This is a genomic window from Rathayibacter sp. AY1B7, assembly GCF_002932735.1.
In the GTDB taxonomy this organism is placed as follows: Bacteria; Actinomycetota; Actinomycetes; order Actinomycetales; family Microbacteriaceae; genus Rathayibacter.
Window position 1 is genome coordinate 61,888 of record NZ_PSWK01000004.1, and the last position, 16,042, is coordinate 77,929.

The following is a 16,042-nucleotide window of genomic DNA, read 5'->3' on the forward strand; positions in this document are numbered from 1 at the left end:
GTCGCACGCCTCAGGACCGAGTCCGGCCCGCTCAGCCCGCCTGCGTCGCGCCCGAGACCGCGAGCCCGACGATCACCGTCAGCACCGTCGTCCACAGCGCGATCGCGACGCCCTGCCAGAGCAGGATCCGCCCTCGGCCGACTCCGGCGCCCGCCAGCATCACCGCGGTGAAGTGCGTCGGGAGCAGCAGCGGCCCCAGCAGGCTCACGCCCGGGACGCCGTAGCGGGTGAAGGCCCGCTGGAACTTCTCGCGCCGCGGAGTCGTCCGCTTCGCCTCCGAGCGGCCCGTGATCGCCGAGCGGACGCCGGTGCCCAGCAGCACGAGCAGCGCCACGCAGACGAAGTTGCCGATCGCCCCGGCGAGCCCGGCGACGACCGGGTGGATGCCGCCGATGATCCCGATGCTCGCCGCTCCCTCGCCCTCGATGAAGGGGACGGCCCCGGCCGCGGCGACGACGAGGGGCTGCACGAGCTCGGGAACGCGGCCGATCAGGTCCTGGAATCCGAGGATCGCGTCGCTGATGATCGTCATGGTCGTGCCTTCCGGTTCGTGGCCCCGGCTCTCGGGACTCCTCCATCCGACCGTGTCCGCGCCCGCTGCGGCAGTGCCGCCGGGTCACCGCGTCCCGGGAGGATCGACGGCCCGAGGGGTGACAAGTGTCATGGTCGTAGCCTGGGCCGCATGGTGAACTCGACCGAGGCGGATCCGCCCGTGCGCGCGGGCCGCGGCGTCGCCGTGACCTGGTGGTACACCCTCGCGTCAGCCGCCTCCTTCGTGGTGATCGTCCTGGCCGTCTGGTCCGTGGCGGTGCTGAGCGCCGAGGCCGAGGAGTGGCGGAAGGGGGCCTACTTCCTGGGTGCGGCCGCCTGGGTCGCGGTGTTCTCGCCGACCGCGCTCGCGTACCGGCGCGCCGACCGCGAGGGCCCGGTGCGCCTCCGGGCTGTGCCGACCCTGGTCTTCTGCCTCGGAGTGGCGGCCGCGGCGCTCACCGGCACGGCCGCCGGGAGCCTCGCGCTCGGGCTCTCGCTCGCCGCGACCCTGGTCGCCGTGCTGCCCTGGCAGAGCGGGGTGCGGCTCCGGGTGATGGTGCTCTGCACGATCGTCCTCGCGGTCGCGGCGGTGCTCGAGCAGACGCGCGCGGCGCCGGACGCGTCGGCCGCGCTCTCGACCCTCCTGCTGTTCGCGACGCTGCTGCCCCTGACGGTCGTCAGCGCGCTGTGGTGGTGGGACATCGTCCGCGAGCTCGACCGGGCGCGCGCCGCCGAGGGCCGACTCGCCGCCGCGCAGGAGCGCCTGCTGCTCGCCGGCGACGTGCACGACCTCCAGGGCCACCACCTCCAGGTGATCGCGCTGCAGCTCGAGCTCGCCGAGCGCCTCCTCGGCAGCGACCCGGAGGCCGCTCTCGAGCAGCTGCGCGCCGCCCAGCGCTCGGTCGACGGCGCCCGCACCGGCACCCGCGAGCTCGCCACGCGCTTCCGCAGCGTCCCGCTCGCCGACGAGCTGGCCAACGCCGCCGACCTGCTCCGCTCGGCCGGGCTCCGCGTCGAGCTCGAGGTCGACCCGGCGGCGGCTCACGCGCCGGCCGAGACGCTCGGGCCGGTGGTCCGCGAGACGACGACGAACATCCTCAAGCACGGCGGCGGCTCCAGCGCGCGGCTGCGGCTCGCGCGGGAGCAGGACGAGTGGCGGTTCGAGGCGGTGAACGACCTGGCACCGGACGCGGAAGAGGCGGACGGGACCGGCTCGGGCGTCCTCGGCATGGCGGAGCGGGTCGAGCGCGCGGGCGGGACGCTGCGCGCCGGGGCGGTCCGCCGCTCCTTCGAGCTGGACGCGCGCCTGCCGGTGGGGAGCGACTCGTGATCCGGGTGCTGATCGCCGACGACGAGGACATGATCCGCACGGCGCTGGCCGCGCTCCTCCGCCTCGAGGAGGACCTCGAGATCGTGGGCGAGTGCCGCGACGGCGAGCAGGCGGTCGCGGAGGCGCTGCGCCTGCAGCCCGACGTGTGCCTGTTCGACGTCGAGATGCCCGGGCTCGACGGGATCGAGGCGGCGGAGCGGCTGCGCCGGGTCTCCGCGACGCGGGTCGTGGTCGTCACCCGGCACGCGCGGCCGGGGGTCCTGCGGCGAGCGCTCGGAGCGGGTGTCAGCGGCTTCCTGCCGAAGTCGCGCCGGGTCGAGGACGTCGCCGAGGTGATCCGTCAGGTCGCGAGCGGACGCCGCTACGTCGATCCGGAGATCGCCGCCGACGCCCTGGCGAGCACGCGCAGCCCGCTGACCGACCGCGAGCTCGACGTGCTCAGCGCCGGCTCCCGCGGCGAGACGATCGGCGAGATCGGCGCGGCGCTGCACCTCTCCTCCGGCACCGTCCGCAACCACGTCTCGTCGATCCTGCGCAAGCTCGACGTCGACACCCGCCAGCGCGCGGTCATCGAGGCCCGCGAGCGCGGCTGGATCTGAGCGCACGGCGCCGCAACGGCAGCCACTCCGCAGGCGTCGTCGCACTCGCGCTCGAGTGCGACGACTTCCGCGTTCTCGCGAGCGGTGCCAGTCAGGCCGTCGGCGTCCAGATCCGCATCGTCGACGGCCCGCGGTTCGCCCAGCGGTGGTACGGCCGGAACTCCGCCTCGAAGCGGCGCCCCTCCTCCACCGGCACGGAACCGTAGGGCCAGCCGGGAGCCGCCTCCCGCGCCACGAGGGACACGCGCGCTCCCTCCGCCGTCACGACGGGCGGCACCGAGGCGTCGACCGCGATGTGCTCGGTGTCCAGGCCCTCGGGCAGGTCGAGCGACTCGATCGCCAGCACGAACGGCCCGCGCTCGAGGGCGACCTGGCCGCGCACCGCGTCGATCCGGGGATGCGGGGCGACGAAGCGGGCCGTCATCGGCAGCGAGAGCCGCACGGTGTCGCCAGCGGAGAACGCCCGGCGGACGGTGACGGTCGGCGTCGAGACCGGCTCGCCGTCGAGCAGCGCCGAGCCCCGCGCGAACGGAGGGACCCGCAGCGTCAGCGCGAACTCCGCGTCCTCGAGGATCCGCACGACGATCTCGCCGTCGGCCGGGTACTCCGTCTCGACGCGCAGCGCGACGCCTCCGGTGCGCACCTCGTACGCGCCGTACTGGTGGAGCTGCACCCCGTCGTCGGTGGCGGTCGCGAAGCCGAGCTCCACGCTCGCCAGGGTGCGGGCGGTGTTGGTCGGGCAGCACGAGACCCAGAACCAGGGCGCGCGGAGGCTGGACTGCGCGCGGTCGGTCTCGCGCGACTCGTCCGGTGCCACTCCGTCGACGCGCTGCTGCAGCGTGTTCGTGTAGAAGAAGGCGCGGCCGTCGTCGCGGGTCGCGGGGAGCACCGCGTTCAGCAGCGTCCGCTCCATCAGGTCCGCGTAGCGGTGCTCGTTCGAGCCGAGCAGGAGCCGCCAGCTGAGCATCGTGGAGCCGATCGCCGCGCAGGTCTCGGCGTAGGCGCGGTCCGGCGGCAGCTCGTAGTCGGCGCCGAACGCCTCGTCCTGGTGGTGCGAGCCCATCCCGCCCGTGACGTAGGTCCGCCGCTCGACGGTCGCCTCCCACTGGCGCCTGACCGCCTCCTCCAGCTCGGCGTCGCCGGTCTCGACCGCGACATCGAGAGCCCCGGAGGCGAGGTAGAGGGCCCGCACCGCGTGGCCGCGCAGCACCTCCGCGTCGCGCACGGGCACGTCGTCCTGGAAGTACTCGGCGCCGAAGGCGATCGGCTTCAGCGTCCCCGTCCCGCGGCGCTCCACGAAGAGGCGGGCCAGCTCGAGGTAGCGCTCCTCCCCCGTCGCCCGCGCCAGCTCGGCGAGCGCCGGCTCGATCTCGGGGTGGCCGCACACGGCGACCCTCCCCTCGGGCCCGAACTCGCGGTGCACGTGGTCGGCGAGGCGCCGGGCGACCTGCGGCAGGAGGTCGTCGTGCCCGGTGCGGAGCCGCGCCACGGCGGCCTGGATCAGGTGCCCGAAGCTGTACAGCTCGTGGCCCCACTCCAGGTCGGAGTAGCGCGCACGCTGGCCGGGCCGGCCGAAGCTCGTGTGCAGGTAGCCGTCCGGGTCCTGGGCGGAGGCGACCCGCGCGACGAGGTCGTCGTACCGCTCCTGCAGCCCGGCGTCGTCGCTCCGGCCGAGCTCCCAGGCCATGGCCTCGAGGAGCTTGTAGACCTCGGAGTCCACGAACTCGATGCCCGCGTGCGCGTCGCCGCCCTCGGCGGACGAGATCGAGCCGTCGGCCGCGCGGTCGAAGTTGCCGGCCCAGCCGACGCGCTCGATCCACGAGCGGCAGTGCTCGATGACGGCGGAGGAGTTGAGGTCCTGGTAGTGCTTCCAGAAGCCGCCGGTGAGACGGATCTCGTCCTGGCGCAGCGGCCGGAGCACGCTCCGCGAGGGGGCGACCGGGCCGCCGAGGGCGGTGGCGGTGGGGGCGGTGAGGGTCACGGTGTCTCCTTGGAGGGACGGGTCAGTCCTTGACGGCGCCGGCGGTGACTCCCGCCGAGACGTACCGCTGGGCGACGACGAGGAGGACGGCGGCCGGGAGCGAGGCGACCACGGCGGTCGCCATGATCGAGTTCCACTCCTGGTTGTTGTTGCCGATGTACTTGTAGATGCCGAGGGTGATCGGCTGGAGCTTCCCGCCGCTGTCGAGCGTCGAGGCGAAGATGAAGTCCGACCAGGCCCAGAGGAACGCGAACAGCGAGACGGTGACCACGGAGTTGCGGCTGATCGGCATGATCACCGAGGTGAAGGTGCGCCAGGCGCTCGCTCCGTCCATCCGCGCCGCCTGGGTGAGCTCGTCGGGGATCCCCGACATGAAGGCCGTGAAGATCAGCACGCCGAACGGCACCGCGATGGTGGAGTCGGCCACGATCAGGCCCGGGATCGAGTTGAGCAGTCCCAGGTTGAGGTAGATGGCGTAGAAGCCCATCGCCATGATGATCGCCGGGATCATCTGCGCGATCAGCAGCACGAACGAGAGCGCCTGCCCGCCGCGGGGCCGCAGCTTCGCCAGCGAGTAGGCGGCGGGAGCGGCGATCGCCACGGTCAGCAGCACCGTGCCGAGGCCGACGACGAGGCTGGTGCCCAGGTAGGGCAGCTGCTCGCTCAGCACCGCCTGGTAGCCGGTGAACGTGGGCGCGAACGGGAACCAGTCCGGCGGATCCTTCCGCATCGAGCCGGTCGGAGTGAGGGAGACGTTGATCATCCAGTAGACGGGGAACAGCATGACCGCCGTGAGGGCGATCCCGACCACCGTCAGGTACCAGGGGCGGCGCGCGGTCACGAGTCGGCCTGCTTCCGCTGGACCCGGATGTACACGAGGCCGAAGACGAGGGCCAGGATGATCAGCAGGTTGCCGACGGCCGCGGCCGGTCCGAAATCGGGCAGCATCGAGCCGAAGCCGAGCTGGTACGTCCAGGTGGCGAGCGTGGTCGAGGAGTCGGCGGGGCCGCCCTTCGTCATGATCCAGATGATGTCGAACACCTTCAGCGTGTAGACGAGGCCGAGCAGGATCGTGATCGCCGACACCGGCCGCAGCAGCGGCAGCGTGATCCGCCAGAACTGCTGGGCGCCGGTCGCGCCGTCGAGCGAGGCCGCCTCGTAGAGGTCCTGCGAGATGTTCTGCAGGCCGGAGTAGAGGATCACCAGGTTGAACGGGATGCCGATCCAGATGTTCGCGATCAGGACCGCGATCAGCGAGGTGGTCGGCGAGGTGAGCCAGTTGATCTGGCCGATCCCGAACGACTCCAGGAACGCGTTCACGATGCCGGAGTCGCTGTTGAGCATCCACGACCAGGTCGAGGCCGAGACGATCAGCGGCAGGAGCCACGGCACCAGGAACAGCGCCCGGAGCGTGCTCGCGAGCGGGAAGCGGCGGTAGAAGAACACGGCGAGCGCCAGCCCCAGCGTGAACTGGAAGAGGAGCGAGACGCCGGTGAAGACCGCCGTGTGCAGCAGCGCCGGGCCGAAGGTCGCGTCCTGGAACACCTGGACGTAGTTGTCGAACCAGACGAAGGGCGCGTTCCCCTGCACGAACGAGCGGACCGTGTAGTCCTTCAGGCTCAGCTCGAGGTTGCGGTAGAGCGGGAACGCGTAGAAGACGAGCAGGTAGGCGACGAGCGGGGCGAGGAACGCCCACGCGACCAGACGGCCGCCCTCGGGGCGCCGGCGGCGCCGACGGCTCTCGGCGGCCGGGGCGGGCGGGGCCGGCGGCTCGGTGCCGCGCCGCAGGAGGCGGGCGGTCTCGGTGGCAGTGGTCATGGTCTCTCCCGTCCCCCCGGCCGGTGCGCGGAGCACCGGCCGGGGGGACCTCGTTCGGGGAGCGGGAGCCCCCGGTCGTCCTACTTCGTGGCGGATTCGGCGGCCGACTGGGCGGCCTTCAGGGCGTCCTCGGGAGACTGCGAGCCGCTGAGCACGGTCTGCACCGCGCCCCACAGCTGCTCCGAGATCTTCGGGTACTTCGTGCCGAGGTCGTCCGAGGTGCGGCCCTTCGCGGCCTGCACGGCGGTGACCCACGGCTCGAGGTCGGCGTTGCCGGCGACCTGCTCCTGCTGCGCCTCGGCCGTCGGCGCGATGTACGAGAGCGTGTTGTCGGTCGTGACCAGGCTCTCCGTCGAGGTCAGGCACTCGGCGATCTTCTTCGAGGTCTCGTAGCGCGCCGTGTCCGACTGCACCGGGAGGGTGAGGAACTCGCCTCCCGTCGGTGCGGGGGCCGCTCCGCCGTCCTTCGACGGGATGGTCAGGACGCCGTAGTCGATGCCCGAGGCCTTCGCGTTGGCCAGCTGCCAGGTGCCGTTCTCGCCGAACGCGTACTCGCCGGTCTCGAACTCCTGCCAGCTCGTGGTCTGCGTGTTGCCGATCACAGAGTTGGGCGCGTAGCCCTTCTCGAGCCAGTCGCTCCAGAGCGAGACGGCGTCGACCGCGGCGGGCGAGTCGAGGTCGGTCAGCTCGGCGCCGGAGCCCCAGAACCAGGGCAGGAACTGGAAGGTCCCCTCCTCCGTGCCGATGCCGGAGAACGTGATGCCCTTGCCGCCGGAGGCGGTGACCTTCTCGAGCGCGTCGGTCAGCCCGGCCCAGTCGGTGATGGAGGCGGCGTCCACGCCGGCCTTCTCGAGCACGGCCTTGTTGTAGTACAGCGCGAGCGTGTTGGCGCCGATCGGCACGCCGAAGGTGTCGCTGCCGGTCTGGCCGGCCGCGAGGATGTTCGCGTCGATCCCGTCGGTGGAGAGCCCGGACTCGGCGGTCGTGGTCAGGATGCCCGACTCCGCGAGCGTCGAGACCACGGGGTTGTCGACGAGCAGGAGGTCGGGCGAGTTGCCCTGCTGACCGGCGAGCAGCGCCTTGTTGGTCAGGTCGGTGGTGTCGTAGCCGGTGCGCTCGATGGTGACGCCGGCCTCGGTCCCGCAGGAGTCGATGAGCTTCGCCCAGTCGGACGACTCGTCGAACTGGGGGTACGGGTCCCAGAACGTGTAGCTGCCTCCCGCGGCGGAGCCGGAGTCGCCCCCGGTGCCGCTCGCGCAGCCGGTCAGTGCGGCCGCAGCCGTTCCCAGCAGGACGGCGGCGGCGAGGCCCCGAGCGTGCTTCCTCGTCTTCACGGATGATCCCTTCGTCGTTGACGGATTCCTCGGCAGTCGTCCCGATCGTCTGCGCCGGGCCGAAACTACTTTCTGTCGGGTAAACCTAGGCAGAGCAAGTCAGTCCGTCAAGAGATGCGCCCTTTTCGGTCTTTTCGGTTTTTACGCCGAGTCGTGCGAGGATCGACGCGGCGGCCCGCCGGGCCCGGAACGGAGACGCGGTGCCACCACGCAAGCCCACCGGCACCATCACGCTCACCGACGTGGCGGCCGCCGCCGGCGTCTCGATCGCCACCGCCTCCAAGGCGCTCAACGGCCGCGACCAGGTGCGCGCCGAGACCCGCCAGCGCGTGCTGGACGCCGCCGAGGCCCTCTCCTTCACCCCGAACCCGTTCGCGCAGGCCCTCAACTCCCGGCGCACGGGCACCATCGGGATGCTCACCAACGATCTCGACAACCGCTTCGTGCTCCCCGTGCTGCTCGGCGCCGAGGACGCGTTCGGCGCCGGATCGACGTCGGTGCTCCTCTGCGACGCCCGCGGCGACTCGATCCGCGAGCAGCACCACATCAAGAACCTGCTCGCCAAGCGCGTCGACGGGATCGTGGTGCTCGGTCGGACGACGAACCCGCGCCCCTCGATCACCCGCACCATCCCGGTGCCGGTCGTCTACGCCTACGCGCCCTCGGAGGATCCGCGCGACTCCTCCTTCACGCCCGACAACGTGCAGGCCGGCGTCCTCGCCGCCCGCCACCTGATCGAGCGCGGACGGACCAGGATCGCCCTCGTCAACGGCGAGCCGAGCTACACCGCCGCGCACGACCGCGCCCGGGGCGTCGAGCAGGCGCTGACGGAGGCGGGGCTCCCGCTGGTCGGCGGCGGCGTCCTCTTCGGGCAGTGGTCCGAGAGCTGGGGCCGCCAGTGCGCAGAGACGCTGCTGCGCGCGCATCCGGACCTCGACGCGATCATCTGCGCGAGCGACCAGATCGCCCGCGGCACCCTCGACCACCTGCGCGAGACCGGCCGGCGGGTGCCGCAGGACGTGGCCGTCGTCGGCTTCGACAACTGGGACCTCCTCGTCGAGGCCGCCCGCCCGCCGCTCTCGAGCATCGACATGATGCTCGACACGCTCGGCCGTGCCGCCGCGGAGGAGCTCTCGAACGCGATCCACGGACGTCCGACCGCAGGCGTGCAGGCCATGCCCGTCCGCTTCGTGCCGCGGGAGTCCTCCGGCTGACGCCCCCGCCCTCCGCGAGAACGCGGACGTCGTCGCACTCGAGCTCCGGAACGACGACTCCTGCGTTCTCGCGACCTGCCGACCGGGGCTCGCGGAATCGGATGTTGACGCCGCGCTCTCGGATGTGTACTTTCCAGTTATACGAATAACCGAGGCCACGAGGAGGTGGGTCATGGCCGGACGGACGGCGACGATGAGGCAGGTCGCGGAGCGCGCCGGCGTCTCCCAGGCCACCGTGTCCCTCGTGCTCAACAACGCTCCCGGCAACCGCGTCACCGAGGCCACCCGAGCCCGTGTGATGGAGGCGGTCGAGGATCTCGGCTACCGCACCAACGCCTTCGCGAAGTCGCTCCGCAGCGGGCAGTCGGGGATGATCGGCTTCGTCTCGGACGAGGTCGCCAGCTCCCCCTTCGCCGGCCGCCTGCTGAAGGGCGCGCAGATGCGGGCCTGGGAGAGCGGCCACATCATCCTCAGCGTCGACACCTTCGGCGAGCGCGCCCTCGAGGAGTCGGCGATCGACATGATGCTGTCGTACCGCGTGCTCGGCGTCATCTACGCCTCGATGTACCACCGCGTCGTCGAGGTGCCGGAGGCGCTGGGCGACGTGCCCACCGTGGTCGTGAACGCCCAGTCCGCCGGCGGGCGCTTCTCCAGCGTCTTCCCGGACGAGGAGGAGGGCGGGTACACCGCCACCCGCCAGCTGACGGGCGCCGGCCACCGCCGCATCGCCTACATCGACATCCAGCCCGCCGACAGCGACCTCCCCGCGGGTGTCGGACGGCGGGCGGGCTACCGCCGCGCCCTCGAGGAGGGGGGCCTCACCGTGGACCCCCGCCTCGTCCGGCACGGCTCCGGCGGCACCGTCGAGGACGGCCTCGCCCTCACCGCGGAGCTCCTCGACGAGGCCGATCCCCCCACCGCGATCTTCTGCGGCAACGACCGCACCGCCTGGGGCGCCTACCGGGCTCTCGAGGCGCGCGGCCTCCGCGTGCCCGAGGACTGCTCCATCGTCGGCTTCGACGACCAGGAGACCCTCGCCTCCTACCTCGACCCCGGCCTCACGACCGTCGCGCTCCCCCACGAGCGCATGGCCCGCGACGCCGTCTCCCTCCTCCTCGCGGAACCGCGCGAGGAGCCCCGACCCCATCCCATCCATTGCTCACCGGTCCTCCGCGGATCGGTGACGAGTGCAGAGGTGCGCGCATGACGACGATGAAGTCCGCCCCCGGGATCCCCCGGCCACGGCGCCTCCTGAGCCCGAGGCAGCGCCTCGGCTCCGCTGCGAGGCGCGCCCTGCGCTCCTGGCAGTTATACGTACTACTGACCCCGGCGCTCGTCTTCGTGGCGCTGTTCAAGTACTGGCCGATGTACGGCGCCCAGATCGCCTTCCGCGACTACAACCCGTCGCTCGGCTTCTCGGGCAGCCCGTGGGTGGGCCTGGACAACTTCACCCGCTTCGTCTCGTCGTTCCAGTTCGGGCGCCTGATCGAGAACACCCTGACGGTGAACGCCCTGGGGCTGCTCGTCGCCTTCCCGGTGCCGATCGTGCTCGCGCTGATCGTCAACCAGCTGCAGAGCGAGCGGTTCAAGAAGTTCACGCAGACGGTGCTCTACTCGCCGTCCTTCATCTCGGTCGTCGTGGTCGTGGGCATGATCCACCTGCTCTTCTCGCCGCGGTCCGGGATCGTGAACAGCGCGATCGTCGCCCTCGGGGGAGAGCCGGTGTTCTTCATGGGCTCGCCGGACTGGTTCCGGCCCCTCTACATCGGCTCCGACATCTGGCAGAACGCCGGATTCTCGATGATCGTCTACCTCGCCGCCCTCACCGCGATCGACCCGGCTCTGCACGAGGCCGCCCGCGTCGACGGAGCGAGCAAGTGGCAGCGAATCCGCCACATCGACATCCCGGGCATCCTGCCGGTGATCACGATCCTGTTCATCCTGGCGATCGGCAATCTCTTCAACCTCGGATTCGAGAAGGTCCTGCTCATGCAGACCGACCTCAACCTCCCGACCTCCGAGGTGATCCAGACCTACGTCTACAAGGCGGGGCTGCAGCAGGCGCAGTTCAGCTACTCGGCCGCCATCGGCCTCTTCAACTCCCTGATCAACCTCGTCCTGCTGGCGACCTTCAACCAGGTCGCCCGCCGTGCGGGCCAATCGAGCCTCTGGTGACGACGCCATGACACAGACCATCCACCCCGACCGCGCCGTCCGCGAGCCGTCGGCACCGACTCCCCCTCGCCGCACCGCGCCGGCGAAGCGCACCGGACGGTACGCGGACCCCGTGTTCAACACGATCGCGATCGCCGTCCTGCTCCTGGCGATCGTCGCGATCGTCTACCCGATGTACTTCATCGTGATCGCCTCGTTCAGCGAGCCGTCGCAGATCCTCAACGGGAACGTCTGGCTGTGGCCGGCCGGCTTCACTCTCGAGGGCTACGGGCGGATCTTCTCGGACGGCGCGATCTGGCAGGGCTTCGGCAACTCGGTCCTGTACACGGTCGTCGGCACCGCGATCAGCGTCAGCACGATCCTCTGCGCGGCCTACGCCCTGTCGAGGAAGGACCTCTACGGGCGGACCGTCTTCCTCCTGATCTTCATCCTCACGATGTTCATCGACGGAGGCCTGATCGCCCGCTACCTGGTGGTGCGCGACCTCGGGATGCTGGACACGATCTGGGCCGTGGTCCTGCCCGGCGCGGTCGGGGTCTGGAACCTGATCATCGCCCGCGCCTTCTTCGAGAACAACGTGCCGGGCGAGCTGCGCGACGCCGCTCAGATGGACGGCGCGAGCGACTTCCGCTTCTTCTTCAGCATCGTCCTGCCGCTGTCGAAGCCGCTGATCTTCCTCATGATCATGATCCACCTCGTGGCCAACTGGAACGCCTTCTTCGACGCCCTGATCTACCTCGACGACGAGAGCAAGTACCCGCTCCAGCTGGTGCTGCGCAACGTCCTGATCCAGTCCGAGGTCACCTCCGCAGGCGGCTCCGGAGCGATGGACTCCTACGCCGCCGCCCAGCGCCTGGGCGAGCTGATCAAGTACGGAATGATCGTCGTCTCGACGATCCCCCTCTTGATCGTCCTGCCCTTCATGCAGAAGCACTTCACCAAGGGCGCCCTTCTCGGCGCCGTGAAGAGCTGACCCTCCACCCCTCCCGCACCACCCTTTCGACAAGAGGAACACGAACGATGAGACACCGCAGTTTCTTCACCACCACCGCACTCGCCCTCTCCGGCGGACTGCTCCTGGCCGGCTGCACGACAGGCGGCGGGAACGACCCCGTCCAGGACCGCTCGAGCGAGGTCGGCTTCAACGAGACCGGTCTGCCGATCGTCGACGACACGCTGTCGCTGACCTTCGGCGGCACCAAGTCCGCCCTGTCCCCCGACTACTCCTCGATGCAGCTCGTGCAGCAGTGGGAGGAGGACACCAACATCTCGATCGACTGGAAGAACCTCCCGGAGCAGGTCTACGCCGAGAAGAAGAACCTCCTCCTCGCCAGCGACGACGTGCCGAACGTGCTGTTCAACTCGGGCCTCACCGACGCCGAGATCGTGCAGTACGGCGAGAACGGCACGCTCCTCCCGCTCGAGGACCTGATCGAGGAGCACGCGCCGACCCTCTCCGCGATCCTCGAGGACCGGCCCGACATCCGCGCCGCGCTCACCGCCTCGGACGGCCACATCTACACGCTGCCCTCGGTCGAGGAGCTCGGGATCCTCCAGTACCCGAACTTCCTCTTCATCAACACCGCCTGGCTCGACGCGCTCGGCCTCCCGATGCCGACGACGATCGAGGAGTACCGGGCCGCGCTCGAGGCCTTCAGAACCGGCGACCCCAACGGCAACGGCAAGGCCGACGAGATCCCGCTGTCCTTCCGCACCGACTCGTTCTGCGGCAACCCGCACGACCTGATCGCGGCGCTCGGCGGGCAGCCGGAGAACAACGACCACCGCATCGTCGTCGACGGGAAGGTGCAGTTCACGGCCGACACCGACGGCTACAAGCAGGGCGTCGAGGCGCTCTCCGACTGGTACGCCGACGGGCTCATCGACCCCGAGTCGTTCTCGCAGGACGACGTCGCCTTCCTCTCCAAGGGCAAGGCCGACACCCCGGTCCTCGGCTCCTTCTTCTGGTGGGAGGCGAAGGAGATGGTCGGCGAGGACCGCCTCGGCGACTACGCGATCCTCGGCGTGCTCGAGGGCGTCGACGGCGAGAAGCGCGCCAGCGTCACCAGCAACCAGGAGATCAACCGCGGCGCGATGGCGATCACCCGCTCCAACGAGTACCCCGCCGCCACGATGCGCTGGGCCGACCGCCTCTTCGACCCCGAGATGAGCGCCCAAAGCAGCTGGGGACCCCTCGGCGTGACCCTCCAGAAGGACGAGGCCACCGGCCTCCTCGTGCAGATCCCCGCCGCCGCCAGCGAGGCCGAGGGCGAGCGCCGCCAGAAGGTCGCCCCGGGCGGCCCGAAGATCACCACCGAGAAGGACTTCGAGACCGTCGTGGCCCCCGAGCCGCGCGCGAAGGAGCGCCAGGACCTGGTGAACGAGTACTACCTCCCCTACAAGGCGAACGACGCCTACCCGCCGGTGATGCTCTCGAACGACGAGCTCGACCGTGTCTCGTACGCGCTGACCGACATCAACACCCTGGTGAAGGAGAAGTTCGCCGCCTGGATCGTCAACGGGACCGTCGACAGCGAGTGGGACTCCTACGTCTCGCAGCTGGAGTCGATGGGCGCCTCCGACGTGACCGCGACGTACCAGCAGGCCTACGACCGCTTCCAGAACGGCGGCGAGTAGTCCCCGGGGGCGCGGGCGGCAGCCGCCCGCGCCCCTCGTCCGGCCGCACCGAACCCCTCTCCTCAGGAGCCCTTGTGACCATCACCACGACGACCGACGCCTGGCGTCCGTCCGCCCACTTCACCGCCCGATCCACCTGGCTGAACGACCCGAACGGGCTCCTCTTCCACAACGGCACCTACCACCTGTTCTTCCAGAACAACCCGACCGGCAGCACCTGGGGCAACATGTCCTGGGGCCACGCGACCTCGACCGATCTGGTGTCGTGGAGCGAGCAGCCCGTCGCGATCCCCGTCCTCGACGGCGAGATGGCCTTCTCCGGCAGCGCCGTCGCCGACGTCCGCAACACGGCGGGCTTCGCCGGCCCCGGCGAGACGGCCCTCGTCGCGGTCTACACGGCCGCCCGCGACGCCCTCCCGGACGGCACCGGGGCCTCGCAGGCCCAGGCACTGGCCTACAGCGTCGACGACGGCGCCACCTGGACCCGGTACGCGGGCAACCCCGTCCTCGACATCGGCTCCGCGGAGTTCCGCGATCCGAAGGTCTTCTGGTTCGGCGGGGACGACGGCCACTGGGTGATGGTCGCCGTCGAGGCGGTCGACCGCCGCGTCGCGGTCTACACCTCGCCCGACCTGATCGCGTGGACCCGGCGCTCCCACTTCGGCCCCGCCCATGCCACGGGCGGCGTCTGGGAGTGCCCGGACCTCTTCCCGTTGCGCGTGCGCGGCACCGACGAGGTCCGCTGGATGATGATCGTGAGCCTCAACCCGGGCGGCATCGCCGGCGGCTCCGGCAGCCAGTACTTCCTCGGCGACTTCGACGGAGCCGAGTTCACCGCCGACCGGATCAGCGCGTCCGAGGACCCCGCCGACTACGACTGGCTCGACTACGGCCGGGACTACTACGCGGCCGTCTCCTTCAACGACGCTCCCGAGGGCCGCCGCCTCACCATCGCGTGGGCCAGCAACTGGGACTACGCGAACGAGACGCCCACCGGCCCGTGGCGCTCGTCGATGTCGCTCGTGCGCGAGCTCGACCTCGTCCGCGGGGCCGACGGCCGTCTCCGCCTCGCGCAGCGGGCGGTCCTCCCGACCGGGCCGGCCTCCCGCGACGTCCGCGTCTTCGACGTCGACGTGTCCCGCCTCCCCGGCGACCGCACCGAGCTGCGCCTGCTCACCGGCACGACCGACGACGAAGTGGTGCTCACGGTCGACGGCGACGAGGGAGTGCTGACCTGCGACCGCACGCGCAGCGGCGCGGTGGACTTCGCGGCGTCCTTCCCCTCGGTCGACTGGGCTCCGCTGCCCGGGCCGGACGAGTCGGGGCGGATCCCGGTCCGCATCGTCGTCGACGCCTCGGTGGTCGAGGTGTTCCTCGGCGGGGGTCTCAGCACCCTCACCCAGCTCGTCTTCCCGTCGGCGCCGTTCACGACGCTGCAGGTCCGCGCGGCGGCGGAGTGAGCGGGCCCGGCGCGGGCTCCGGCAGCGGCCCCGGCTCGGACTCCGGCTCTCGCGTCCTCGTCGTCGGCGAGACCGTCGTCGACGTCGTCGAGCGGGACGGGAGCCGGTCAGAGCACGTCGGCGGCTCGCCCGCGACCGTCGCCGTCGCCCTCTCCCGGCTCGGCCGCTCCGTCCGCTTCGCCACCGCCCTGGGCGACGACGAGCGCGGACGCCGGGCCCGGGCGCACCTGGAGGAGTCCGGAGTCGCGGTGTCGGCCTCCGCGCGCGGCACCACGTCGACCGCGGCGGCGGTCATCGGCGCCGACGGGTCGGCCCGCTACGACTTCGACCTCAGCTGGGACCCGGACCGCATCGATCCCGACGGAGCCGCGCACCTCCACACCGGGTCGATCGCCGCCTTCCTGCACCCCGGCGCGGACGCGGTCGCGGACCTGCTCGACCGTCTGCCGCCCGGGACCTCCGTCAGCCTCGACCCCAACATCCGGCCCGAGGTGCTCCCTCCGCGCGCCGAGGTGCACCGCGTCCTCGAGCGGCTCCTCCGGCGCTGCGATCTGGTGAAGCTGAGCGACGAGGACGCCGAGTGGCTCCACCCCGGCGACTCCGTCGACGCCGTCCTCGACCGCCTCCTGGCCGCCGGCCCTTCGCTGGCGGTCGTCACGCGCGGCGGCGAGGGGATGGTCCTCGCGTCCCGCCGGGCCCGGGTCGTCGTCCCCGCCTCCCGCATCGCCGTCGCGGACACCATCGGCGCGGGCGACACGGCGATGGCCGGGCTGATCGACGCCCTCCTCGACAGCGGGACCACCGCTCTCGACGAGGACGCCCTCCTCGCGGCGGGCCGGTGGGCGGCCCGGGCGGCGGGAGTCACCGCCTCCCGCATCGGCGCGGACCCGCCCCTCCGAGCCGAGCTGGCCGGGGTCTGACGGCCGGGCGGAGCGGACCCCGGCACCGAGCGGACGCGCGCGT

14 protein-coding genes are annotated in these 16,042 nt (G+C 71.4%); 9 read left to right on the top strand and 5 right to left on the bottom strand.

Annotated elements, in window-relative coordinates; all coding sequences use genetic code 11:
* Positions 1-31 precede the first annotated feature (31 nt).
* Positions 32-532: a small multidrug efflux protein gene (locus C5C95_RS03585; protein WP_104225805.1), complete on the bottom strand. Its 501-nt coding sequence runs from the start codon at positions 530-532 to the stop codon at positions 32-34.
* A 150-nt stretch (positions 533-682) separates the two neighbouring features.
* On the opposite strand from C5C95_RS03585, the gene C5C95_RS03590 reads away from it, so the two are divergent.
* Positions 683-1,861 (top strand): sensor histidine kinase, encoded by a 1,179-nt coding sequence (locus tag C5C95_RS03590; RefSeq protein WP_104323831.1) that lies wholly within the window; start codon positions 683-685, stop codon positions 1,859-1,861.
* On the top strand, positions 1,858-2,460 hold the full coding sequence (locus tag C5C95_RS03595) for a response regulator transcription factor (protein WP_104222701.1): 603 nt from the start codon (positions 1,858-1,860) through the stop codon (positions 2,458-2,460). The genes C5C95_RS03590 and C5C95_RS03595 overlap by 4 nt, the downstream gene beginning before the upstream one ends.
* A 91-nt stretch (positions 2,461-2,551) precedes the next feature.
* Here C5C95_RS03595 and C5C95_RS03600 read toward each other — a convergent pair whose 3' ends face one another.
* The 4 genes from C5C95_RS03600 to C5C95_RS03615 all read right to left on the bottom strand — a co-directional run bounded on the left by C5C95_RS03600 (position 2,552) and on the right by C5C95_RS03615 (position 7,593).
* Positions 2,552-4,441 carry a glycoside hydrolase family 127 protein gene (locus C5C95_RS03600; RefSeq protein WP_104323832.1) on the bottom strand — a complete coding sequence of 630 codons (1,890 nt, stop codon included), beginning with the start codon at positions 4,439-4,441 and terminating at the stop codon, positions 2,552-2,554.
* A 22-nt stretch (positions 4,442-4,463) separates the two neighbouring features.
* Positions 4,464-5,282: a carbohydrate ABC transporter permease gene (locus tag C5C95_RS03605; protein ID WP_104274111.1), complete on the bottom strand. Its 819-nt coding sequence runs from the start codon at positions 5,280-5,282 to the stop codon at positions 4,464-4,466.
* The gene (locus C5C95_RS03610; protein WP_104247032.1) at positions 5,279-6,259 is read right to left on the bottom strand and encodes a carbohydrate ABC transporter permease; all 981 of its coding nucleotides are present in this window, start codon (positions 6,257-6,259) and stop codon (positions 5,279-5,281) included. Before C5C95_RS03610 ends, C5C95_RS03605 begins: the two co-directional genes overlap by 4 nt.
* 80 nt (positions 6,260-6,339) lie before the next feature.
* Positions 6,340-7,593 carry an extracellular solute-binding protein gene (locus C5C95_RS03615; RefSeq protein ID WP_104323833.1) on the bottom strand — a complete coding sequence of 418 codons (1,254 nt, stop codon included), beginning with the start codon at positions 7,591-7,593 and terminating at the stop codon, positions 6,340-6,342.
* A gap of 200 nt (positions 7,594-7,793) precedes the next feature.
* Between C5C95_RS03615 and C5C95_RS03620 the strand changes: the two genes are divergently transcribed.
* From C5C95_RS03620 to C5C95_RS03650, 7 genes are all read left to right on the top strand, one after another.
* The gene (locus C5C95_RS03620; protein ID WP_104237753.1) at positions 7,794-8,807 is read left to right on the top strand and encodes a LacI family DNA-binding transcriptional regulator; all 1,014 of its coding nucleotides are present in this window, start codon (positions 7,794-7,796) and stop codon (positions 8,805-8,807) included.
* A 172-nt stretch (positions 8,808-8,979) separates the two neighbouring features.
* Positions 8,980-10,014: a LacI family DNA-binding transcriptional regulator gene (locus tag C5C95_RS03625; RefSeq protein WP_104323834.1), complete on the top strand. Its 1,035-nt coding sequence runs from the start codon at positions 8,980-8,982 to the stop codon at positions 10,012-10,014.
* Positions 10,011-10,982, top strand: coding sequence for a sugar ABC transporter permease (locus C5C95_RS03630; protein WP_258072612.1), 972 nt, complete (start codon positions 10,011-10,013; stop codon positions 10,980-10,982). The genes C5C95_RS03625 and C5C95_RS03630 overlap by 4 nt, the downstream gene beginning before the upstream one ends.
* Positions 10,983-10,989: 7 nt before the next feature.
* Positions 10,990-11,955, top strand: coding sequence for a carbohydrate ABC transporter permease (locus tag C5C95_RS03635; protein WP_104268804.1), 966 nt, complete (start codon positions 10,990-10,992; stop codon positions 11,953-11,955).
* A gap of 47 nt (positions 11,956-12,002) precedes the next feature.
* Positions 12,003-13,619: an ABC transporter substrate-binding protein gene (locus C5C95_RS03640; RefSeq protein WP_104323835.1), complete on the top strand. Its 1,617-nt coding sequence runs from the start codon at positions 12,003-12,005 to the stop codon at positions 13,617-13,619.
* 74 nt (positions 13,620-13,693) lie between these two features.
* On the top strand, positions 13,694-15,079 hold the full coding sequence (locus C5C95_RS03645; RefSeq protein ID WP_104323836.1) for a glycoside hydrolase family 32 protein: 1,386 nt from the start codon (positions 13,694-13,696) through the stop codon (positions 15,077-15,079).
* On the top strand, positions 15,076-15,999 hold the full coding sequence (locus C5C95_RS03650; RefSeq protein WP_104323837.1) for a carbohydrate kinase family protein: 924 nt from the start codon (positions 15,076-15,078) through the stop codon (positions 15,997-15,999). The genes C5C95_RS03645 and C5C95_RS03650 overlap by 4 nt, the downstream gene beginning before the upstream one ends.
* Positions 16,000-16,042: the final 43 nt, after the last annotated feature.